Consider the following 23326-nt stretch of genomic DNA (forward strand, 5'->3'; position numbering starts at 1 on the left):
CAGAGATATTCTAATTTTATTGTTTTTTCACAATTTATTGTTCTTAACCCATTTTTTAAGAACTTTTTATTTACTTTTATTATTTTTGCACAAAAAACAGTTGGAAAATTTATGCATTTTTTTGTTTTCCTTTTATATATTTCCATGTATACTTATAGCTGAAGACATCTTTGCAAACATTCATAAAACTCTACAAAAGTACATTTATTTGAACAGGAGAGGACTCATGAAACAAAGCAAAAAGCAAATTGAAGAAAGACGGCGCAATCTGATCACTTTATTGCAGGAACATTCCAGTTGTCGTGTTTCTTTTCTCTCAGATATACTGCAAGTATCTGAACTGACTATACGCCGTGACCTTGAAGAATTAGAAAAAGAACATGTAATCGAACGTTTCCACGGCGGAGCTCGTCTGATCCAAATTGGAAACGAACAACCTGCCGATGCAAAAAAACTGGATTACTCCGTTGAAAAAGATTTGATCGGCAAAGCTGCTGCCGACCTTGTTCCCAACAACTCTACCATTTTCCTTGGTTCAGGTACCACTACATTGAGCATTATCAAACATTTAGGAAACAAACGTGTTACGATTGTTACCAATAACGCGCTCGCTCCAACCTGCACTGAAAATGAACATATCACGTTAATTTTATGTGGTGGAGAATGTCGGTTAAAAGCAAAATCGCTCATCGGTCCTTATACGGAACATGTCATCAATTCCATTTTTGTAGACATGGCATTTCTGGGTGCCAATGGAATTGACGCTGTAAACGGAGTCACCACAAATATTTATCAGGAAGCGAAAATATATGAAAATATCGCCCGCAATTGTACCGGAAAAATTGTTCTTGTTGCCACCGGAAACAAGCTTGGCAAAACATACACATTCAAAAGTCTGGATTTAAATGCAATCGATCTGTTGATTACAGATTCAACTGCCGACCGAAATCCTCTTTCAGATTTGAAAGCGGAGGGAATGCAGGTATGTTTTGCAGATTCACTTTCTTCTCTTTAAAAAAATAACGTTCTGCCGGATCATCACTTTTCCTGCAGAACGTTGTTTTTTTTATTTTCCCCTCTCCACTTTTCAATCAATTCCGTCTTCTTTTTCCGATTCAGCTGTTTGATCGCATACTCCCTTTTCATCGCCTCTTCTTTTGTCGCGAACATCTCATAATACATAAGCGTCACCGGTCTTCGCGTTTTTGTGTACTTTGCGCCCTTTCCGGTGTTATGAGCGTCAAGCCGCTTCTCAAGATCGTTGGTCCAGCCTGTATAATAAGTTCCGTCACTGCACTGTAAAATATATGTATAATTCATTTCTCATTATCCTCTGTCATCTTTCCGTTTCTTTTGGCATCACCGGTCAGAAATATGAAAATCCACGCGTTTTCTCTTTTCTTCGGAATTTCACATTTCTGACCTTGTGCCGGGTTCATCTGCTCTGATCCGTATGATCTTACACACGTTACAGCATTTTACCCCTCCATAAAATCCATTGGATTTACCGGAGCTCCGTCTTTCTGTACTTCAAAATACAGATTTGCTCCCTCTGTTGCAAAATATTTCGTAGGCTCGCTCAGATAACCGATCGTCTCCCCTGTATTGACATAGGCCCCCACTTCCAGTGGCACTTCTTTCAACTGACCGTAGATCGCGCTATAACCATTTCCCATATCCAGAGTCACCGTGAGACCGGTCTGTGCATCCTGCTCGATGTTCGTCACAACACCCGGTGCCGACGCGCCGATCATCTCTCCCACTTCACCGCCTACGATCAGAGCCGGATTGTATTTATACTGTTCCAATGTTGCAAAATAAACAGTCTTGTCCATACTGTAATTGATCAGAACCGCTCCGCTCGCCGGCCATTCAAGGATACTCTCCTCACTGAACCACACATCGGCTGCCGCCCCCGCTGTTTCTGCGCTGCCATCTTCCAACGAAAGCGCATCGTTTGCAGCTTGTCCTGCATCTTCCGCAGCGTCTTCCTCCGCTGTCTCTGCATCTTCCGTTCCCTCTGCTTCCGGCAAAACGATCTCGTTCGTCGCGGTCTCTTCGCTGTTCTCTTTTGTCTCCTCGTCAGCCGCCGTCTCTGCTTTGGCAAGTTCCTGCTCCATCCGGTTTTGATAATTCCGAAATGTAAATGCACCTACCATTGTGATCACTGCAACAAAACAGATGACCGTCGCAACTGCTGCGCCTTTCCCTTTTAAGAAAGACGGCTTTTCATTTTTATTCATATTCATCACCTCTGCCTGTATTTTTGCCAGAAATGAGGTGACTTATACTCTTTGCATGGTAACTTTTCTTCCGAAATATTATACCATATTTCTTTCCGCTTTTATCTCATTTTCATTTTTCAGATGCCTCTCCGGGATGAACCATTGTCTCCATATCCCCACCGTCCGCTAATTCTGTTCCCTCAAAGAAGAACTGCAGGATCTCTTCATACGTCTTCCCCTCTTTTGCCATCTCATTTGCAGTCCACTGACTCATTCCCAGTCCATGCCCGTTTCCCATTGTTGTGATTTTTAACCCCTCCTCCCCCTCCTGCAGGGAAAATGCGCTCGAAGAAAGAGACAATGCGTCCCGGAACTGATCTCCGGTACAGACGGTCTCGCCGATCCGCAATTCCGTCACATATCCTGCCGAATCGTAGGAAAGGATTTCAAAATCCGGAAATGTATAGGTTTTTCCTGCCTGTTCCTCTTCCACCGCAACAAGAAAAGGCTGACATTTTGTCTGTACTTCCTTATAAGGAAGTTCTAAAATCTGCATTTCGTCGTTTGCTTCCTTATCCAGCGGACATTCCCGCACAGCCAGATAGGGAAAGTTCTCCTCTCCGGTCACTTCCTGCGCGCTTCTCGTCATTCCGCTGCTCGACTGATGAAACGGCGTCCATGCATAATTCCCCTGATAAAACAAAACCTGATTTTCCGTTTCCTCCATCGCCCGTCTTAATTCTTTATAATATGTTTTATAATCTTCTCCGCCTTTCTGTTCTAATTCTTCCATACTTAAATACCGATCCGTCAAAATAAGATCTTCACCGGCAGTTCGTTTTCTATTCAGTTCTTCATACAATTTCGTCCGGATCAGCACTGCCTGCGCTTTGCAAAATTCCGTCTCTTTTTTCTCCGGAAGTTCCAGTGCAAGCACCCCGAGAAAATATTCCTGCCACGGAACAGCCCGTAATTCGTTCCCATTTTCCCCATCGATCTTCACATTGACATAACAGTCCCTATTCTCAGTCAGACTTCGTCTGTCCGCCCCATGGATCAATACGGTCGCCACATAGGGAAGCAAGATCAAAATCAAAAGAAACGCTCCCATCGAACGCATTTTTTGCTGTATTCTTCTTTGCCGCATCATTTCCTGTCTCATAAATAAGAATTCTGCTCCGCAGGATTCTCCGCCTGCGGCAGGGCTGTAAAACAGCCATATTCTACTCTGACACAGTGCGATCCCACGGAGTGTCTTTATTCACAATAGGTCTCATTTTCCTATTGAATAAAAACAGCCCTCCATACCATACGATATGAAGAGCTGTCTTTGATTATTCTGCTTTATTTCCTTCCGGATTTTCTGATACATTTTCCATATCCGAATTTTCTGACAGGTCGGGTAATTCGATCACCGGAGCATTCTCCTTTGCAGACTGCTCCGATACCGATGGCTTCTCCGGCATACCGTTCAAAAGCCCTCGCTGCGGTACAAAACCACTTTCCTGCCGCGTCTCAGCACTCGATTCAAATCGAGCTTCCTGTGCATTTTCTCCCTGCATGTTCTGCCCGGATCCGTCTCCGTTCATTCCCCCGAATCCGAATGTCATCCCCTCCGGTTCCATTCCCGGACGGAACGGTTTATTCCGCATCACAAAGAAACAGATCGGCTCATAAAGCGGGATCACCGCGGACAGTACGCCATGAGCAATGGACATATTTTTTGAAGTAAATCTTTCCAAAATCTGATGATCCACCAACACTTGGAGCATCTTATAAATTCCGGAATATACGACCATCACTCCGATAAACAAAACGCCCACAACAAGCAGTGCGATAACAGATCCGACTCCCGGTCCGCTGTAACTGTTCATTGCGGAGATCAAAGCTCCGATCCCGACTGCCCACAAAATAATATAAAATATAAAGAAAATTGCTCCGTGGATAAACGGCAGCGCCAGAAGCCAGATTCCCGGATTCTGGATTTTTTTGTCTTTCAATACGATCTCTCCGCCCAGTTCTCCCTGCAGATATGCGCGGGCAAACGGGACATAGGCAAGCCACGGATAATCCATTCCACGCCGTTTTGCGATCGTGTACATTCCGATCCCTTTTAAAATATAACCTGCCAGCGAAACAAGTCCCCATACAAGTAAAACGATCAGATAAATCAATAATATCGTTATGCCGACGGCGTCACCGCCTGACACGGTCGTTTCATAACTGTAACCATCATAGTATCCCATAGGCACCTCCTATTCCGGCTGTTTGGACGCAACCTCTACTTTTTCCAGTTTCCAGATATCCCTTACATATTCCTCGATCGTTCTGTCTGATGAGAACTTTCCGCAGCTTGCCGTGTTGAGCAGCGCCATTCTCGCCCATCTGTCTTTATCTCTGTATGCTTCCTCCACACGTCTCTGCGCATCTGCATAAGAACGGAAATCTTTCAGGATGAAATACATATCCGGGCGGTCTGTACACTGTGTATTCAAAAGAGAATTATACAGATTTTTGTACATATTGTGGTCGCCATTCGCATAAGTGCCATCCATCAACTGATCGATCACCCGTTTCAGTTCCCAGTCATTGAAATAAATATCCGTCGGATTATAGCCGCCGTTATTCTCATAATTGATGACTTCTTCCGAGCTCATTCCGAAGATAAATGCGTTCTCCGCTCCGACTTCTTCCACGATCTCCACATTTGCTCCGTCCATTGTTCCGAGCGTCGGCGCTCCGTTCAGCATAAATTTCATGTTTCCGGTACCGGATGCCTCTTTCGACGCCGTAGAAATCTGTTCGCTGACATCTGCCGCCGCAAAGATCAGTTCCGCATTCGATACACGGTAGTCTTCGATAAATACGACTTTCAGTTTTCCGTTGATACTTCTGTCATTGTTGACTACGTCTGCAACGGAATTGATCAGCTTGATCGTCTCTTTTGCACGCAGATACCCTGCCGCAGCCTTTGCGCCGAAGATAAATGTTCTCGGATAGAAAGACAATTCCGGATGCTCTTTGATCTGATTATACAGATACATCACATGCAGGATATTTAAAAACTGACGTTTATACTCATGCAGACGTTTTACCTGCACGTCAAAGATCGAACGTGGATCCACATCGATTCCGTTATGTTCTTTGATGTATTTTGCAAGCCGTACTTTATTCTGATATTTGATCTGCATAAATTCATCTCTTGATTTCGGATCGTCCGCCAGCGGTTTCAACTTGGACAGCTGCGACAGATCCGTGATCCATCCGTTGCCGATCTTCTCCGTCACCCAGTTTGCAAGAAGCGGATTTCCGTGTGCAAGGAATCGTCTCTGTGTGATACCATTTGTTTTATTGTTGAATTTCTCCGGCATCATCTCATAAAAATCTTTTAACTGTTCATGCTTTAAGATCTCTGTGTGGAGCGCTGCAACGCCGTTTACGGAAAATCCGGCGATGATCGCCATATTGGCCATACGCACCTGACCGTCCCAGAGGATCGCCATCTTACGCACTTTTTCCTCATTGCCCGGATATTTCGCACGCACCTCATTTACAAAGCGGCGGTCGATCTCCTGTACGATCTGATAAATACGCGGAAGCAGTCTGGAGAACAGATCGATCGGCCATTTTTCCAATGCCTCGGCCATGATCGTGTGGTTGGTATATGCGCACGTCTTCGTCGTTACATCCCATGCTTCTTCCCATGTCAGTCCCTCTTCGTCGATCAAAAGATGCATCAGTTCCGGAACCGCAACCGTCGGATGCGTATCGTTCATCTGGATCACAACTTTTTCATGCAGCTTGCGGATGTCTCCGTGCTCTTTTTTATAACGCTCGATCAATGCCTGCAAACTTGCGGAAATGAAGAAGTACTGCTGTTTCAGTCGCAGTTCTTTTCCCGCATAATGATTGTCGTTCGGATACAGTACCTCGACGATCGTCTTCGCAAGATTCTCCTGCTCAACCGCTTTGTGATAATCTCCTCTGTCAAAAGAATCCAGCTGGAAGTCTGTGATCGCTTTCGCATCCCAGATACGCAGTGTGTTCACGACATGATTTCCATATCCTACGATCGGCATATCATAAGGGATCGCAAGTACAGACTCAAAATCTTCCTGGATAAATTTGTCTCTTCCGGTCTCCGGATCTCTTTCAAACCGTACTTTTCCGCCGAAACGCACTTCTTTTGTATACTCGTCTCTGCGCAGTTCAAACGGATTGCCATCTTTAAGCCAGTTATCCGGTGTTTCCACCTGATAACCGTCTTTGATCTTCTGCTTGAACATGCCGTAGCGATACCGGATTCCGCATCCATACGCCGGATAGTTCAGTGTTGCCAGCGAATCCAGAAAGCATGCCGCCAGTCTTCCGAGACCGCCGTTTCCAAGAGCCGCATCCGGCTCCTGGTCTTCGATCACATTCAGATCCAGTCCCAATTCTTCCAGGGCTTCTTTTACACCGTCATAAACTGTCAGATTGATCAGGTTATTTCCAAGCGCACGCCCCATCAGAAACTCCATGGACATATAATAAACGGTCTTCGCATCACTTTTCTTGTAAGCTTCCTGTGTTGCCAGCCAGTCGTCGATGATCGCCTCTTTTACCGCGTAAGAAACGGCCTGAAACAACTGCTGCTGTGTCGCCTCGTCAATCGTCCGGCGGTACAAAGTCTTCACATTTTCTTTGACCATCTCTTTGAATGTTTCTTTATCAAATTCTTTTCTAAGCTGAATATCGCTCTTTTCTGCCATACTGCTATCTCTCCTCTTTTTGAACGCCAAGATTTACGGCTTCGCCATTGATCTTCCACTCTTTTACATATCCCGCCGGCTGCGCTTTTGTCACTGCAACTGCCAGAACTTCGTTTCCGATCTCTTCTCCGTGCTTTTCAAAAACAGACTCTGCTTTTTCACTGCCCTCATAAGTTACCGTGATCTTATCCATCACTTCAAATCCTGCTTCTTTACGCATTGTCTGGATCTTGCTGACGATCTCACGCACAAATCCCTCTTCCAGAAGTTCTTCTGTCAGATTGGTATCCAGTACTACGGTGATTCCGTTGTCATTTTCAGAAACGTAACCCGGGATCTGCGCAGTATCGATCAGAAGATCTTCTTTAAATAATGTGATCTCCTGTCCGTTTACATCCAGTTTCAGGGAACCGGTCTCATTGATCTCATCCATTGCCGCATTTCCGTCCAGCTGTTCCAGTCCCTGACGGATTCCGCCCAGCATTTTTCCGTATTTCGGTCCGACCGTCTTAAGCTGTGGTTTGAAGCTGTAAGAAGTAAAGTCGCGCACATCTTCTGTAAATTTCACATTCTTCACATTCAGCTCATCCGCAACGATCTCCTGATAGAACTCCGGCAGCTCGAATCCTGCTTTTACAAACATCTGACCGATCGGCTGACGGTTCTTGATATTTGATGTATTACGGCATGCACGTCCCATCACAACCAGTTTCAATACATGATCCATGTTCGCTTCCAGTTCCGCATCGATGAACTCTTCCTTGACTGTCGGGAAGTCACACAGATGGATACTTTCCGGTGCGGATGCGTCAATGCTTCCGACCAGATTCTGATAGATCTGCTCTGTCATGAACGGGATCATCGGAGCTGCCACTTTCGATACGGTCACAAGCGCTGTGTACAATGTCATATATGCATTGATCTTATCCTGTTCCATTCCTTTTGCCCAGAAACGTTCGCGGCTTCTTCTGACATACCAGTTACTCATATCATCTACAAATTCCTGCAGCGCTCTTGCACTTTCCGGAATCCGATAATTTGCCAGATGATCGTCTACTGTTTTGATCAGTGTATTCAGTTTGGACAGAAGCCATTTATCCATAACACTGAGTTTATCATATTCCAATGTATATTTTGTCGCATCGAACTCATCGATATTGGCATACAACACGAAGAATGCATACGTGTTCCACAGAGTTCCCATGAATTTACGCTGTCCCTCTGTCACCGCTTTGCCGTGGAAACGGTTCGGCAGCCACGGCGCGCTGTTTACATAGAAATACCAGCGGATCGCGTCGGCTCCGTAAGTCTGCAGCGCGTCAAACGGATCGACGGCATTTCCTTTGGACTTACTCATCTTCTGTCCGTTTTCATCCTGTACATGTCCGAGAACGATTACATTTTCGTAAGGCGCTTTGTTAAACAGCAATGTGGAGATCGCGAGCAGGGAATAGAACCATCCCCTCGTCTGATCCACCGCCTCGGAGATAAATTTCGCCGGGAACTGCTGTTCAAACAGGTCTTTATTTTCAAATGGATAGTGATGCTGTGCAAACGGCATAGAACCGCTGTCGAACCAGCAGTCGATCACTTCCGGTACGCGATGCATCGGTTTTCCGCATTTCGGACAACGGATCGTCACTTCATCGATATACGGGCGGTGAAGTTCGATATCATCCGGACAGTTATCAGACATCGATTTCAGTTCCTCAATACTTCCGATCGAATGCATATGTCCGCACTCACATTCCCAGATATTGAGCGGTGTTCCCCAGTAACGGTTACGGCTGATTCCCCAATCCTGCACGTTTTCCAGCCAGTCGCCGAAACGGCCTTTTCCGATACTTTCCGGAATCCAGTTGATCGTATTGTTATTGGCGATCAGATCGTCTTTTACTTCTGTCATCTTGATAAACCAGGATTCGCGCGCATAATAGATCAGCGGTGTGTCACATCTCCAGCAGTGCGGATAACTATGTTCGAACTTCGGAGCATCAAACAACTGTCCTCTTGATTCCAGATCTTTCAATACTTCCGGATCCGCTTTCTTTACAAATAATCCTGCAAACGGAGTGGATTCTGCCATATTTCCTTTTTCATCGACAAGCTGTACGAACGGAAGATCATATTTTCTTCCTACATTTGCGTCGTCCTCACCAAATGCCGGCGCGATATGAACAACTCCGGTACCGTCTGTCAACGTAACATACTCGTCGCATACAACGTAAAATGCTTTTTTCTTCTGTTTTTCTGCAAGATCTGCCGCGCACTGATACAGTGGTTCGTACTCTTTGCCCTCCAGATCTGTTCCCTTGTACGTCTCCAGAATTTCGTATGCGCTCTTTTCTTCTCCGTCAGCAAGTTTGCCGAGAACGGTATCCAGAAGCGCACATGCCATATAATAAGTATAGCCGTCGGCAGCTTTCACCTTTGCATAATCTTCTTTCGGATTTACGCAAAGCGCAAGGTTGGACGGAAGTGTCCATGGCGTTGTTGTCCATGCCAGGATATACGCGTCTTCGTCTTTTACTTTAAATCTGACGATCGCGGAACGTTCTTTTACGTCTTTGTATCCCTGTGCCACTTCCTGCGCGGAAAGCGGAGTTCCGCAGCGCGGGCAGTACGGTACGATCTTAAAGCCTTTGTAGAGCAGACCTTTGTCCCAGATCTGTTTTAATGCCCACCATTCGGACTCGATAAAGTTGTTGTCGTATGTGACATACGGATTATCCATATCAGCCCAGAAACCAACGGTACTTGAGAAATCTTCCCACATTCCTTTGTATTTCCAGACGCTTTCTTTACATTTGTCAATAAACGGCTCCAGACCATATTCTTCAATCTGATCTTTGCCGTCAAGACCGAGCAGCTTTTCCACTTCCAGCTCTACCGGAAGACCGTGGGTATCCCATCCTGCCTTTCTCGGAACCTGATATCCTTTCATTGTGCGGTAACGCGGGATCATATCTTTGATCACTCGGGTCAGCACATGACCGATATGCGGTTTTCCATTTGCAGTCGGAGGTCCGTCATAAAATGTATACATCGGATTGCCCTCCCGCTCTTTCATGCTCTTCTGGAAGATATCATGATCCGCCCAGAATTTTTCTACTTCTTTTTCACGCTCTACAAAATTCATGTCAGTAGATACTTTCTTGTACATGTCTTTTCATCCTTTCTTCTTGATTCCTTTTTTGACGCATTTGTTGATTCATTTGTGTTTCATTCATTGAAACAATCATGAGATTTTGCAAAAAGTGTATTTTTCTCTCCGAAACATACTTCGGAAAAAACAAAAGACTTCCGTCCTGTAAACAGGACGAAAGTCTGAAACTTCGCTTATTACCACCTTTTACAACATACTCCGGCTTTCCGCCGTTTATATGCGTTCCGGTAACGGTGGAACTCCGTCGGCTCCTACTCCTTTTGTTTCGCCAGCCGCGACTCAGAAGTGATCTTCAGAAATACCTTACTCATACCGGACTCCCACCCTCTCCGGCTCGCTGGGACTTTCGATAAAACTTACTGTCTTCATCATAGTCTTTTTCAATCATTATCAGAAAATATTATACGAAACTTGCCATTATTAGTCAAGAGGTGAATCTGCTCTTTTCCCTATACAGCCACACACACTTTGCTCACAAACATCCTATTCATTCAAATCGATCATTTTCCCAATTCTTCAATGATCTTCGTTACAGTTTCTTCCGACTCTCCGGCGTCTCTGTTTTCTCCTCTTATTCCGCTGATACCGGACATATACGATCCGACCTCCAACTGCAGCCGCAAGCACAGCAGCCGCAGATGCCCCGATCAGCACCATTTTTTTCACCGGACGTTTCTCTTTCGCTTGTTCCCCTGTCACAGCAGTAATATTTTTATTGTCACTGTCAGAAACCTGTACGTCTTTCTCTTTCTGAAAATATACATCACTCAGCAGAACTTCCGTGCTTCCGACATTCTGCCCCTGTATCGTAAAAACCGCTGTTCCTTTCTCTCCCTTTACCTCGGTGATCTCACATTTGACCTGCGAAGTATCTGCTCCATTCGGCAGCACGATGTATGCATCCTCACTTGTATACTTTGCGACTTCTTCCGGCTGCTCCAGTTTTGTAATCGGGACTTTGGAAAAGTTCTGAAATACATAATCCATCATTGCTCTTGTATCGGTATATGCATCCACGCCGTAATCATAAAGGATCACTGCCGCCAGTTCCATTTCTCCATTATCTGCCATCGTCACAAGCGTTGTCATCGCCTGATCTGTGTATCCGGTTTTCCCTCCAGTACAATATTCGTAATAGTACGCATTTTCCGACCAGAGCATCTTATGATTCTGCTGGAATACACGTTCTTCCTGCGTCAGATTCGTCACTCCGATCCGGTACTCCAATGTATCCATAATCTTCCGAAACTGTTCTTTTTGATAAACTTCCGAAGCAATCAGCGCCATATCATGTGCGGTTGTATAATGCTGTTCGTCGTGAAGTCCATTCGGGTTCACCCAGTTTGAACCAGTACATCCCAGCTCTTTCGCCCGTTCATTCATCCTTGCAATAAACGTACTGTAATCCCCGTTCATCCGGTTGATCCCGGTACTTTCGGCCACAGCATAAGATACTTCGTTGGCCGAAGCAAGAAGAACAGCATACAGCGCGTCTTCCATACTGATTTCTTCTCCCGGTTTCATCCCGATATGTGCATCATCCCAGTTTAAAATGTCCACACTGTCCTGTGAAAATGTTACTTTTTCTGTAAGTTCCGCATTCTCCAATGCAACAAGTGTCGTCAAAAGTTTCGTAATACTTGCCGGATAATGCTGTTCGTCCGGTTTCTTTGCATAGAGGATCGCGCCGCTTTTCATATCCATGACCACGGCCGAATGTGCATACACTGCCGGTCCCTGCGGCCACCCTGGCAGAAGATTTGTATCTGCCTGGCTTTCGAGAGACGCCTGTTTCTCCGCTTCCAGCTTTGCCCGTTCTTCCTCTGCGATCTGTTCCGGAGTTTTCTCTTCTTCCGGTGTTGTTCCGGCTTGCTCTCCCTCCGCAGATGCCGCCGATTCCGCCCCATTTTCCACCGGGGTTGTATTTTCTATCGTCGTCTCATCCGCAAACACTGTCATCCCGGGCTGCAGCGCAGCGAGCAGAATGGCAAGTGCACACGGCAGGATCTGTTTTTTCCTCATATAGTATGCCTCCATTGCTTTTAGACTTTCCATTTCTACCCGATTTTATCCCATATCATAAGATATGTAAAGAAAAGATTACAAGAGTATTTCGCAATATTTAAAGAGATTCTCTGAAAATTTTCCAAAAAAAGCCGCTGTACGAATCATAAAATCCATCATTCATACAGCGGTAATACATACTTTCTATTTTTTTACGCGTTTATTTCTCCCGCCGCATTTTGGGACATTTTCCGCATTCTGTTTTCCTGATACGGTCGGAACAAAAGCCATAGAAACGCTGCGATTAAAATAAGCGCCACAATGGTTCCTGCGCCAAATAGACCTGTACTCACCCAAGTTCCGATCTGATACACACAAAGTGAAACCGTATACGCGAGCAAGGTCTGGTATCCGATCGCAAACCAGAACCATTTCCCGTTGTTCATTTCCCGTTTGATCGCTCCCATCGCTGCAAAACACGGTGCACATAACAGATTAAATACAAGGAATGAATACGCCGCTGCCTGCGTCATCGCCCCGGAGAGTGTTCCCCAGATTTCCGCTCCGTCTTCGGCCACTTCTCCAAATCCATATAAAATTCCAAACGTTCCGACTACATTTTCTTTTGCCACAAGACCGGTGATCGCCGCCACTGCCGGCTTCCAGTTCCCCCAGCCAAGCGGAGTAAAGATCCATGCGATTCCGGAACCGATCGCTGCCAAAATACTGTTCTCCATATTTTCAACCATTTTGAACGTTCCGCCCTCAAATCCGAAGCTCTGTGCAAACCAGATAAAGATCGTTGACAGCAAAATGATCGTGCCCGCTTTTTTGATGAAAGACCAGCCGCGCTCCCAAGTGCTCCGCAGTACATTTCCAACGGTCGGAAGATGATATGCCGGAAGTTCCATAACGAACGGCGCCGGATCTCCCGCAAACATTTTTGTCTTTTTCAAAATGATACCGGAGCAGATGATCGCCGCGATCCCTACAAAATATGCGCTCGGTGCTACCCAGGACGCTCCGCCGAACAATGCGCCTGCGATCAGTGCGATGATCGGAAGTTTTGCCCCGCACGGAATAAATGTCGTCGTCATGATCGTCATTTTCCGATCCCGGTCATTTTCGATCGTTCTCGAAGCCATCACTCCCGGGACACCACATCCGGTTCCGATCAGCATCGGGATAAATGACTTTCCCGACAATCCGAATTTCCGGAAAATCCGATCCATAATAAATGCGATACGCGCCATATACCCGCATTCCTCCAAAAACGCAAGAAAGAGGAACAGCACGAGCATCTGCGGCACAAACCCGAGTACCGCGCCGACGCCGCTTATGATTCCATCCACAAGCAGTCCGGTCAGCCACGGCGCGCACCCGATCGCTTCCAATACACTTTGTGCGCCGGGGATGATCCATGCTCCAAACAACGTATCATTTGTCCAGTCCGTTAAGAGCGTGCCGACTGTCGTCACCGATACATAATATACAAGGAACATGACTGCCGCAAAGATCGGAAGTGCCAGAAACCGATTCGTTACAATACTGTCGATCTTATCGGACGTTGACATTGTCTTTTTCACACGTTTTTTATAACAGTCTTCAATAATGTTCCCGATATAATTATAACGCTCTCCCGTGATAATACTTTCCGCATCGTCATCCATCTCCGTTTCACAGCTTACAATATCCTCCTCGATATGCCGGATCAATGCCGGATCCAAATCCAGACTTTCCCTTACTTTTTCATCTCGCTCAAATAATTTTACCGCGTACCACCGCTCCATACTTTCGTCTACGCGCCCTGCGATCGCCTCTTCAATATGTGCAAGCGCATGTTCCACACATCCGTCAAAACGATGCGCCGGCTGATTTTTCTTTTTTCCTCTCGCGATCGCAACCGCTCTCTGTGCAAGCTGATCGATCCCCTCTCCGCGCAGAGCTGAAATTTCCACTACCTTACATCCGATATCTTTTCCAAGCTTTTCAATATCCAGTACCTCACCGTTTTTTCTGACAAGGTCCATCATATTAACTGCGACAATAACCGGGATGCCAAGTTCTGTAAGCTGCGTTGTCAGATACAGATTTCGTTCCAGATTCGTTCCGTCTATGATATTGATGATCGCATCCGGCTTCTCCCCGATCAGAAAATTTCTGGAAACGACTTCTTCCAATGTGTACGGCGATAAGGAATATACCCCCGGAAGATCTACCAGGATCGCTTCCTCCGCTTTCGACGTATATCCTTTGATCTTTCCCTCTTTCTTTTCCACCGTAACTCCCGGCCAGTTTCCTACAAACTGATTCGAACCGGTCAGTGCATTAAACAATGTTGTCTTTCCGCTGTTTGGATTTCCGGCCAGTGCAATTTTTACTCTCATTTTAATCCTCTCTTTCTCATCTGAATGTTGGAACATTTTCTTTTCCTGCTTTATATTATAGGATTTCATATTACACATAATAAATAAATATTAGTTTTATCTAACTGTCATTCAAAAAAATAAGTACCCGCAATCTGCTACTGTACTTCGATCATTTCTGCATCTGCTTTTCTTAAAGATAACTCATATCCCCTGACTGTTACCTCAACCGGATCTCCCAGCGGAGCGACTTTTCTCACATAAATCTCAATATTTTTTGTAATTCCCATATCCATGATCCTGCGCTTTACCGCGCCCTCTCCGTGAAGTTTCACAACCTTTGCACTCTGTCCGCACTTCATATCCCGTAATGTCCTCATTGTACTTCCCTCCTACTAAACGATAATCTTCATTGCCATTTCTTTACTGACCGCCACACGCGAATCTTTCACTTTTACGATCAGATTCCCATTGATCGTGGAGACGACCATGATCTCTCCGCCGATAATAAAGCCGAGATTTTCCAGAAATCTCTTTGTTTCATCTCTTCCATTGATCTTTTTGATCTGCATTTCTGTGCCGATTCCTGCCATTGTCAAAGGCATATCCTCCACCTGCTTTCTTTTTCATATGCAGTTAGTATACACTTACTTCTATTATAAATCAATAACTTTTTTTTAAATTTTATGTCAATCAGATAAAATTCTCCAATCAAATGCTCCGCGAAAATGAAACTCATTACTCAAAGAAAAAGAGAGACACACGTTTTTCTCACATGTCCCTCTTCCTCCGGTACGGTTCATCAAACAGAATCTTATTCTTTTTCCATACCCAAAGCGAACACTTTCAATACACATGAAATCTTCCATATAAAGCGATTTTCTGCGTTATCCGCAATCGCTGTACGTCCAGTACAGCTCATTTGTCTGCCTTGAAAATCGCTTTTTCTGAAAGATTTCATGCCGCAGGGTCTCAAAATCGTGTGCAGTATCATTTTACAAGGAAGTAGATTGAGGCGTACAGGGGGTACACCAAATGATACTGACGTAGTAAATGGTCTGCACACGATTCTTGAGACTGGTTTAAAAGTGTTCGCTTTGGGTAATCTCTCCGTTATAAATCTGTTCCAACTGCTTCTCTGTCAAATCTACATGGTAAAATAATTTAAAAAATTCGCACACTTCTTCGTCAACATCATAATTCAGATATTCCGGATAAATCAAACCGGATAACCAGCGCACACCTACAAGACGGTTCACTGAAATCGGACGATCCACCCAACTGAAAGGCGCATTCGGCGTACCGTATACTTTCTGCTCCTGCACAGCCTTTAAAGAAGCATAATCCGGATTGTTCAAAATTGCATCTGCCGCAGAACTTCCGCTCATATCTGCTTTCGGCTCTCCATTTACAACGATCACATCCGGATCCCATGCGAGAAGCTGCTCTGCAGAAATCTGCACGCGGGATCCGTCTCCGATTTCCAGATCCGCCACATTGACTGCATGAATCATATCGATAATCTGTGCATGCTCACTTCCGGCAGGCGCGGTTTCCAGAGAATCTTCACCATTTCCATAATAAATCCGTATCTTTTCTTCCTCCGGAACATTCATTTCAGCAATATCTTCAAACGTTTCTTCTGCATAAGCCGCTAACTTTTCCGCCTCTTCTTCTGCTCCCAATACATCTCCCATAAAACGATAAGCTTCCGGAGCTGCCATCAGGTCTCCATCCACCGCGACAACCGGGATGCCCAGACTGTCCGATAAGGCATCACACTCCGAAATAAATGCATCGTTGATCGTGCCTACATTTAAGGCAATTTCCGGTTCTTCTGCAATGACAGCTTCGTAATTGATCGAATCCCCCATCCCGAAATTCGGAAGCGTCTCATATTCATCAAGGATCACGCTTTTTTCTATATCATTCAGTTCATAATTCCATCCCAAAAGCTTATCCGGAACCAGCGTATACAAATAAATCGCAGACGTAGGCTTTGGTGAAAATACGGAATCGATCTCCGCCGGAACTTTCACGGTTCTTCCTGCCATATCTGTGATTTCCCGTACCTCTTCCGAACCTTTCGTTTCTTTTGCTTCGGTCTCCTGTTTTTCATCCTGAACTACATTTTTTTCCCCTTGCTCCGCATTTTTTGCACATCCGGACAATGCTCCTACCATCAGAAATAATACGATTCCTAATGAAATGCTTCTTTTTCTTTCTTTTCTTTCCCTCTTTTTCATTTTCTTCCTCCTGCTTTCATTGACATTCCCATGGAATTGCGCTATTCTGTTTTTATCGAATACTTTTTAAAAAATATTCGTTTGATATGAGACTAGCACAACAAATAATAGAAGTCAAGCGAGTAAACAGATTCACTTGAATGGAGATCATAACCTATGAATAATTCCGAATATACAACTAATACAATACAACGACGGAAATATCGCGTCCTTTTATTCGTTTTATTCGCCGTTGTTTTGGCAATCTTTCTTTGTTCTTTCTGGATCGGATACTATCCGCTTTCTCCGCTTCAAGTCGTGGAAGCCTTCCTGTCCAAATTCGGGTATTCCAAAGAAATACTTCCGCAGGCTGTCACGATTTTCTGGAATATCCGTCTGCCAAGGATTTTATCGGCAGCTTTTATCGGAGCTTCCCTCGCAGTCGCAGGCTCTTCCTATCAAGGAATGTTCCGTAATCCGCTTGTATCGCCGGATATTCTCGGCGTATCTTCCGGCGCTGGTCTTGGTGCTGCATTTGCGATCCTGATGGGATGCACAGACTGGCTGGTACAGATCTTTGCATTTATCGGCGGAATCACTGCGGTTGCGGCATCTTATCTGATCAGCCGCAAATCCGCACATTCCCAGACATTAAGCCTTGTACTGACAGGTTCCATGATCATGGCGCTTTGCAATGCCGGTGTTACAATGATCAAATATATTGCCGATCCCAATGATGTACTTCAACAGATCACATTCTGGCTCATGGGAAGTCTGACCAAAACAACAATGAAGTCTTTCCTCTGGAGTATCATCCCGATGCTGATCGGTCTGCTGATCATTTTTCTGCTTCGCTGGCGCATGAATCTTTTGACTCTGGATGAGGAAGAAGCCCGAAGTCTGGGAATCAATATACGCACTTACCGGCTTATTTTTATCGGAGCTTCTACGCTGTTAAGCGCTGCCGCTGTCTGCCTCGGCGGTCTGATTGGCTGGGTAGGGCTGATGATCCCGCATATGGCACGCGCTTTCGTCGGCGCCGCTTATGAACGCCTGATTCCTGCGAGCGCACTTCTCGGCGCCGGATATTTGATCTTAATGGATGACCTTGCACGTTCTCTGCTTTCCATGGAACTTCCGCTCGGTGTGATCACTTCGATCATGGGGGCTCCTTTTTTCGTATATCTGATCATCAAACGTAGGGGGTAATATAAAAATGCTTTTAGAACTACAAAGTGTACATGGAGGCTATGGAAAAAAAGAAATCATAAAAGGGGTAGACTTCCATGCAGATCATGGAGATATTGTTTGCCTCGCCGGTCCGAACGGTTGCGGAAAGACAACACTGTTTCGTCTGATCCTCGGTTCTCTTCCTCTATCAGACGGACACATTTTCATTGATGGGACTGATATTCAGACTCTTTCACCAAAAGAGCGTGCAAATCTGATCGCATACATTCCACAGTATCATACGCCGATTTTTTCCTACACCGCTCTTGAGGTCGTGATCATGGGACGGGCTTCCCATTTTTCCGCATTTAAAATGCCGAAATCCATTGACCGTCAGGCAGCCTTCCATGCGCTGGAAAAAGTCAATGCACTGCATCTTGCCAATCGTCCCTATACTTCCTTAAGCGGAGGTCAGAGGCAGCTCATTTTGATCGCCCGGGCAATCTGCCAGTCTGCAAAAATACTGATCATGGACGAACCTGCCGCCAGTCTCGACTATGCAAACCAGCAGCGCCTGACTTATGTAATCCGCTCTCTTGCACAAAATGGATACTGTATCATCATGTCCACTCACAGCCCGGAACATCTGGCCTCTCTCGGCAGCCTCGTATTGCTTATGAAAGATGGAAAATCTGCTTCTTTTGGAACTTCAAGTCAGGTTATCACACCACAAAACCTGAAACAGGTATATGGAATTGATATGGATGTTCTGACTGTCACAAACCGCCACGGCGCCAAACGTACTATCTGTCTGCCGGTATAACCGCATAGAAAAGCGAAAAAGGAGATCTGAATATGAATCAATGTTCTGTCAATCATGTATTTCTGACCGGGAAAAAACAAATAGGGAAATCCACATTCCTGAAAAAAGTACTCGCCGTTTATCCGAAGTGTCCCGCCGGCTTTTACACCGTTCGCACCAATGCTTTTCTGGAAACTTCCTATTCTGTCCATCTTTTTTCTGCAAAACTGCCGGAAAAACAAAGGATTCCCACAGAAGAAAATCTTCTTTTCCTATGTGGAAATCCTGCTTATGATCCAATCGAACGTTTCAATCGTCTTGGTTGTGCCGCACTTTTGCACTCCGATGCTCCATCCCTGATGATCATGGATGAACTCGGTCCCAATGAGGGAAAAGCGCTTGATTTTCAAAGAGCTGTCTTTTCTGCACTGGACGGATCTGTTCCGATCCTCGGCGTACTTCAAAAAACGGAGGCTCCTTTTTTGACAAAAATTCGCCATCATCCGCAGGTGCATGTATTTGAAATCACCGAGGAAAACCGGAATGATGAAGAACTGGTCAGACACTGTCGGAAAATTCTTAAAATATGAAACAACAATTCTGTGTTTCGTCTTCACTCCTCGTCAATAATATAGGAAGATACCTCTGTCACCATATCTACCTGTGAAATACAAGCTGAGTAAGATTATGTTCTTTCCGATCCCATAAAGTATCACTACTCCTGTAAATTTTTCGCTCCTTAAATCAATATACCTTCCAAATGATCCAGCTCATGCTGACAAATCTGTGCAGTCCAACCGTCAAGTTTCAAATTTTGTTTCTTCCAATTCATATCTAAGTATTCAACTTCTATCGTCTGATATCTTGTTGTCTTACGCACTCCCGAAAGAGATAAACATCCCTCTTCTGTTTCATAAGGCACTTCTTTTTTCAGCAATACAGGATTAAACATTACCACATCCACAAATCCCATGTTTACAATGATGACTCGTTTTTTCACGCCGATCATATTCGCTGCCATCCCAACGCACCCTTCACGGTTTGCAGCTAACGTATCCATTAAATCTCTTCCTACTTGAAGATCAGCTTTTGTCGCCGGCTCAGATTTTTGTCCCAGAAAAAATATATCTTTCATAATTGGTTTTACCATTTTATCCATCCCCTATTCCCAAGGTTATTTTTTACAAAAAAAGCATCCCATTATTTGCATTTCCGCAAATAATCGAACGCTTTGGGTTAACCGTTCCATGAGGGAATCGAACCCCCAATTGATCCTTAGGAGGGATCCGTTATATCCATTTAACTAATGGAACAAATCACTTATACTTACTTATTTTATCATCATGCCAACTGAAAAGCAACCGCTTTATTCAGCTTACTCCCTTAATTAATGCTTTAATGTTTTAATCAATCGGAAGATCTGTTCCACCGTCGTTGTCATATTCCACGTTGCCTGTTCGCATTCTGATACCTCAGCAATTGTTCCTGCATTACAAAGAATTGAAAAAAATGCATCAATTCCATATTCATTGCATACTCCGGCGTCTTCCGCTACGCATCCGGAAAAAGCAAGTACCGGTTTTCCATACTTTTTAGCAATCTCCGCAACTCCGATCGGCGCTTTTCCCATCACAGTCTGCCCATCCAAACGCCCCTCTCCGGTGATCACATAATCCGCATCTTTCACTTTTTCTTCCAATTCCGTTTCACAAAGTACTATTTGAATGCCTGACTGAAGCTCCGCATTCATAAACACGCGGAATGCAAATCCAAGCCCTCCGGCAGCACCTGCACCCGGAAACGAAGCGTCCACACCAACATTCACAAGATTTACAGACGCATCTTCTGCTTTCCTTTCCTCCTTAAATGAAAGAGCAATCCCAGCATAGTTAGAAAGCCAGGCATCCATCTGTCGGATCATCTCTGCATCCGCTCCTTTTTGAGGTCCGTAAACAGCACTGCATCCTTGCGGTCCGCAAAGTGGATTTGTCACATCACATGCAATCTGAAATTGGCATTCCCGTAATTCAGGAATCACATGTTCTTTCCCTATCAACTCCAAATCTTTCAATCCGACCGCTCCAAGAGAAATTTCATTTCCATCTTTATCACACATCTCAAATCCAAGTGCCTGAAGCATTCCTGCTCCGCCGTCATTTGTCGCGCTTCCGCCAATTCCTATGATAAAATTACGGCAGCCTTTTTCAATCGCATCCAAGATCATTTCGCCTACGCCAAATGTTGTTGTAATAAGCGGATTCAATTTTTCTTTCGGCAGCAATGTGATGCCTGCAGCCTGCGCGATTTCCATGATCGCAGTCTTTGTCTCCCTTTCTACGATTCCGTAAACTGCATTGACCAATACTCCCAGCGGACCTTTCACCATAACGCTCTGCAATTCTCCGCCCATTCCAAGTGTCAGCGCTTCCACAGTTCCCTCTCCGCCGTCTGCTAATGGGCATACCACCGTTTCACTCTCCGGAAATACTCGAAGAATCCCATTTTTTGCCGCTTCTCCTGCCTGAAGGGATGTCATACTTCCTTTAAAAGAATCTATTGCAATTACAGCTTTCATAATTCCACCAGCCTTTTATACAATACTTCTGCCCTATCTTCGATCGAAAGCAGCATGTTTCTGGACTCATCCAACTGTTCCATCCCCTCTGTATATTTTCCTGCCGCACTTCCATTTGTGATCCCGGAATGATTTTTTACAATAACGGGTATCCAGGAACTTTTTTTCGCAAGATTGAATACAATATCTGACATCTGCATCCCACGCACTTCTTGAAATTCATATTCCTGCTTGATTTCTTTTTCTGATATACTCTCTGCTACATTTACATAGAGCGCATAACTATATAACCCACAGATTGAAATTTCAACCTGTCGGATCCCGAGCAATGCCCTCAGAAAATATCGTCTGAGATCTCCTCGCGACCTTTTTTCCGTCACAAGACATTCATCTAAAACTTTCATCTCTGCATCATTCTGATATGCCTCGAGTATCTTCTCCGTCATCGGCGCATATCCTCCGGAGATTTCATTTAGATACTGTTTTCTTTTCTGTTCTTCTATTTCTCCGAGTTTTTTCTTTAATTCCTGCCATAATCTGATTTCAAATGAACTCAATTGATTCTCATCAGGCTTCTCCTGCCCATTGAATGGATTTAACGATAGGAAGCGCACTTTCATCGTGCTATACAGACGTTTTACTGCTTTTCCAAACTCCACCGCATGGGAATTGATGTCATCACACGCAACATTTTCAGACTCTTTGAACAAAAATTGTGTGATTTCTTTCCTGATTCGTTCTTCCTCACCCCGGCACAAAATCAGTAATTCGTCCACACAATTCAATTTTTCCAGTGTTGAAATTGCGGAAAACGCATATGTATCAAATGTATTTAATGTGCAGTATACCGGAAGTTCCACAACCAGATCCACACCCTTTTTCTGCAAATGCTTCGCCCGATTGTCATGTGCTTCCTGCATCCAACTCCCATCCTGCCGAAAATTTCCGCATATCACGGCGATCAATGCGTCTGCTTTGCTTTCCTGCTTCATCCTCTGATATAGATTTGCTTCCTCTTCACAAGATAATCCGGAAAGAATTTCCGGCTCTTCAATAAACGCTGCAATCTTCATACATTTCATTTCTCTTTCTACATTTCATTTCTCTTTCTAAAAATTGATCATTCCCTGAAGCCAGATCGTTCCCTTAAATCGTCTTCCGATTTGCGGTTCCCCCAATACTTGTGCTTTCGGCACGCAAATATCAAACTGAAGTTCATTTACATTCAACTTCATCTGATATACTTCTTCTCCGGTCAGGCTGTTCTTTCGTTCCCTCATCGCAAGGATTTCACCGAGAATCGAGTACATATCACACTCTACGCCATACGGCATAAAATAAGTATCCACAATCGTAAAAATGTCTTCACTCACCAGTCTCCGGGACACTTTAGAATATGTATCGATATCATCCAGCGTCAGGCTTTCCATCGCTGTCTGATCACCGCTTCTTGCTGCATTTAAAAGCTGTTTTCGATTATTTGACGCCTCAATTTCATTTTTCACCTGCATTTCGCTCTTTCGCACCGGAAGAAGGATCTTTCCGGAAAGAGCCAGACCGGAAAGGGTCACGGAAGTGTTCATTTTCGGGAACATTCCGAGCTGACATTCTTTCATATATTCGATTCCGTTCTGCAAATGAAAAATCAGACTGATCCCGACCCGCGGATCTTCACAGACGCCGACATACATTTCCTTTTCAATTTTCTTTTCCACGGTCACATCTGCGTAAGTCGTAATTCCGCTTCCCTCAAAATATGGAAAATAATATTCCGGTTCAAACCGTTCTTCCTCATCAAGTTCTCCGCACAGTGTGATTCCTATTCCCTGTGCATATTCTTTCTGCAGTTCACAAAAATCTGCTTCTTCCGTATAAGAAACAACTGTCTGATGTGTAAACTCTGTCTCAACCTGTTCCAACAACTGCCGCAGGTCTTTTTTCGTTTTGAGGTTTTCAAAACCAATTGCTTTCAAATATTGATGCATATTCTCTCCATTTTCTTCTTGCACAAAGAAGATTGCACATATTGCGCAATCCTCTTA

19 protein-coding genes and 1 tRNA gene are annotated in these 23326 nt (G+C 44.7%); 4 read left to right on the plus strand and 16 right to left on the minus strand.

Going from position 1 to position 23326, the window contains the following annotated elements; genetic code table 11:
• Nucleotides 1-226 precede the first annotated feature (226 nt).
• Nucleotides 227-1015: a DeoR/GlpR family DNA-binding transcription regulator gene (locus I2H87_RS10655; RefSeq protein WP_009267068.1), complete on the plus strand. Its 789-nt coding sequence runs from the start codon at nucleotides 227-229 to the stop codon at nucleotides 1013-1015.
• A 23-nt stretch (nucleotides 1016-1038) separates the two neighbouring features.
• Here I2H87_RS10655 and I2H87_RS10660 read toward each other — a convergent pair whose 3' ends face one another.
• The 11 genes from I2H87_RS10660 to I2H87_RS10710 all read right to left on the minus strand — a co-directional run bounded on the left by I2H87_RS10660 (nucleotide 1039) and on the right by I2H87_RS10710 (nucleotide 16758).
• On the minus strand, nucleotides 1039-1320 hold the full coding sequence (locus I2H87_RS10660) for a GIY-YIG nuclease family protein (protein WP_022151667.1): 282 nt from the start codon (nucleotides 1318-1320) through the stop codon (nucleotides 1039-1041).
• Nucleotides 1321-1478: 158 nt separating this feature from the next.
• A complete protein-coding gene (locus I2H87_RS10665; protein WP_195609929.1) occupies nucleotides 1479-2243 on the minus strand; it encodes a murein hydrolase activator EnvC family protein in 765 nt (254 codons plus the stop codon).
• 112 nt (nucleotides 2244-2355) lie between these two features.
• Nucleotides 2356-3387 (minus strand): SpoIID/LytB domain-containing protein, encoded by a 1032-nt coding sequence (locus I2H87_RS10670; protein WP_243273920.1) that lies wholly within the window; start codon nucleotides 3385-3387, stop codon nucleotides 2356-2358.
• A gap of 172 nt (nucleotides 3388-3559) precedes the next feature.
• Nucleotides 3560-4471 (minus strand): hypothetical protein, encoded by a 912-nt coding sequence (locus I2H87_RS10675; RefSeq protein WP_009267073.1) that lies wholly within the window; start codon nucleotides 4469-4471, stop codon nucleotides 3560-3562.
• Nucleotides 4472-4480: 9 nt separating this feature from the next.
• Nucleotides 4481-6976: a glycogen/starch/alpha-glucan phosphorylase gene (locus I2H87_RS10680; protein WP_009267074.1), complete on the minus strand. Its 2496-nt coding sequence runs from the start codon at nucleotides 6974-6976 to the stop codon at nucleotides 4481-4483.
• Between the two features lie 4 nt (nucleotides 6977-6980).
• Nucleotides 6981-10139 (minus strand): isoleucine--tRNA ligase, encoded by a 3159-nt coding sequence (gene ileS, locus I2H87_RS10685; RefSeq protein WP_195609931.1) that lies wholly within the window; start codon nucleotides 10137-10139, stop codon nucleotides 6981-6983.
• Between the two features lie 519 nt (nucleotides 10140-10658).
• Nucleotides 10659-12164, minus strand: coding sequence for a D-alanyl-D-alanine carboxypeptidase family protein (locus I2H87_RS10690; RefSeq protein ID WP_009267076.1), 1506 nt, complete (start codon nucleotides 12162-12164; stop codon nucleotides 10659-10661).
• A 194-nt stretch (nucleotides 12165-12358) separates the two neighbouring features.
• Nucleotides 12359-14533, minus strand: coding sequence for a ferrous iron transport protein B (gene feoB / locus I2H87_RS10695; RefSeq protein ID WP_195609933.1), 2175 nt, complete (start codon nucleotides 14531-14533; stop codon nucleotides 12359-12361).
• 137 nt (nucleotides 14534-14670) lie between these two features.
• Complete coding sequence (locus tag I2H87_RS10700) at nucleotides 14671-14892, minus strand: FeoA family protein (protein WP_009267079.1); 222 nt, start codon at nucleotides 14890-14892, stop codon at nucleotides 14671-14673.
• A gap of 15 nt (nucleotides 14893-14907) precedes the next feature.
• On the minus strand, nucleotides 14908-15117 hold the full coding sequence (locus tag I2H87_RS10705) for a FeoA family protein (protein WP_009267080.1): 210 nt from the start codon (nucleotides 15115-15117) through the stop codon (nucleotides 14908-14910).
• Between the two features lie 477 nt (nucleotides 15118-15594).
• The gene (locus tag I2H87_RS10710) at nucleotides 15595-16758 is read right to left on the minus strand and encodes an ABC transporter substrate-binding protein (RefSeq protein WP_195609935.1); all 1164 of its coding nucleotides are present in this window, start codon (nucleotides 16756-16758) and stop codon (nucleotides 15595-15597) included.
• A gap of 156 nt (nucleotides 16759-16914) precedes the next feature.
• Here I2H87_RS10710 and I2H87_RS10715 point away from each other — a divergent pair, with 156 nt between their 5' ends.
• Genes I2H87_RS10715 through I2H87_RS10725 form a run of 3 tightly spaced genes read left to right on the plus strand, consistent with a single transcriptional unit; the run spans nucleotide 16915 to nucleotide 19299 of the window.
• Nucleotides 16915-17946, plus strand: a complete 1032-nt coding sequence (locus I2H87_RS10715; protein WP_009267082.1) for a FecCD family ABC transporter permease — start codon at nucleotides 16915-16917, stop codon at nucleotides 17944-17946.
• Between the two features lie 7 nt (nucleotides 17947-17953).
• The gene (locus I2H87_RS10720; RefSeq protein WP_117549962.1) at nucleotides 17954-18730 is read left to right on the plus strand and encodes an ABC transporter ATP-binding protein; all 777 of its coding nucleotides are present in this window, start codon (nucleotides 17954-17956) and stop codon (nucleotides 18728-18730) included.
• 32 nt (nucleotides 18731-18762) lie between these two features.
• Entirely contained in the window at nucleotides 18763-19299 is a 537-nt protein-coding gene (locus tag I2H87_RS10725; protein ID WP_009267084.1) for a nucleoside-triphosphatase, read from the plus strand.
• Nucleotides 19300-19448: 149 nt separating this feature from the next.
• On the opposite strand, the gene I2H87_RS10730 is transcribed toward I2H87_RS10725, so the two are convergent.
• The 5 genes from I2H87_RS10730 to I2H87_RS10750 all read right to left on the minus strand — a co-directional run bounded on the left by I2H87_RS10730 (nucleotide 19449) and on the right by I2H87_RS10750 (nucleotide 23269).
• Nucleotides 19449-19859: a peptide deformylase gene (locus tag I2H87_RS10730; protein ID WP_195609936.1), complete on the minus strand. Its 411-nt coding sequence runs from the start codon at nucleotides 19857-19859 to the stop codon at nucleotides 19449-19451.
• 91 nt (nucleotides 19860-19950) lie between these two features.
• A tRNA-Arg gene (locus I2H87_RS10735) sits at nucleotides 19951-20022 on the minus strand.
• A gap of 74 nt (nucleotides 20023-20096) precedes the next feature.
• Nucleotides 20097-21284, minus strand: coding sequence for a glycerate kinase family protein (locus tag I2H87_RS10740; RefSeq protein ID WP_195609937.1), 1188 nt, complete (start codon nucleotides 21282-21284; stop codon nucleotides 20097-20099).
• On the minus strand, nucleotides 21281-22357 hold the full coding sequence (locus I2H87_RS10745) for a nucleotidyltransferase family protein (protein WP_195609938.1): 1077 nt from the start codon (nucleotides 22355-22357) through the stop codon (nucleotides 21281-21283). Before I2H87_RS10745 ends, I2H87_RS10740 begins: the two co-directional genes overlap by 4 nt.
• Nucleotides 22358-22393: 36 nt before the next feature.
• On the minus strand, nucleotides 22394-23269 hold the full coding sequence (locus I2H87_RS10750) for a DUF3881 family protein (protein WP_009268926.1): 876 nt from the start codon (nucleotides 23267-23269) through the stop codon (nucleotides 22394-22396).
• Nucleotides 23270-23326 lie beyond the last annotated feature (57 nt).

It is taken from the genome of Mediterraneibacter glycyrrhizinilyticus, assembly GCF_015560805.1.
GTDB lineage: Bacteria > Bacillota > Clostridia > Lachnospirales > Lachnospiraceae > Schaedlerella > Schaedlerella glycyrrhizinilytica_A.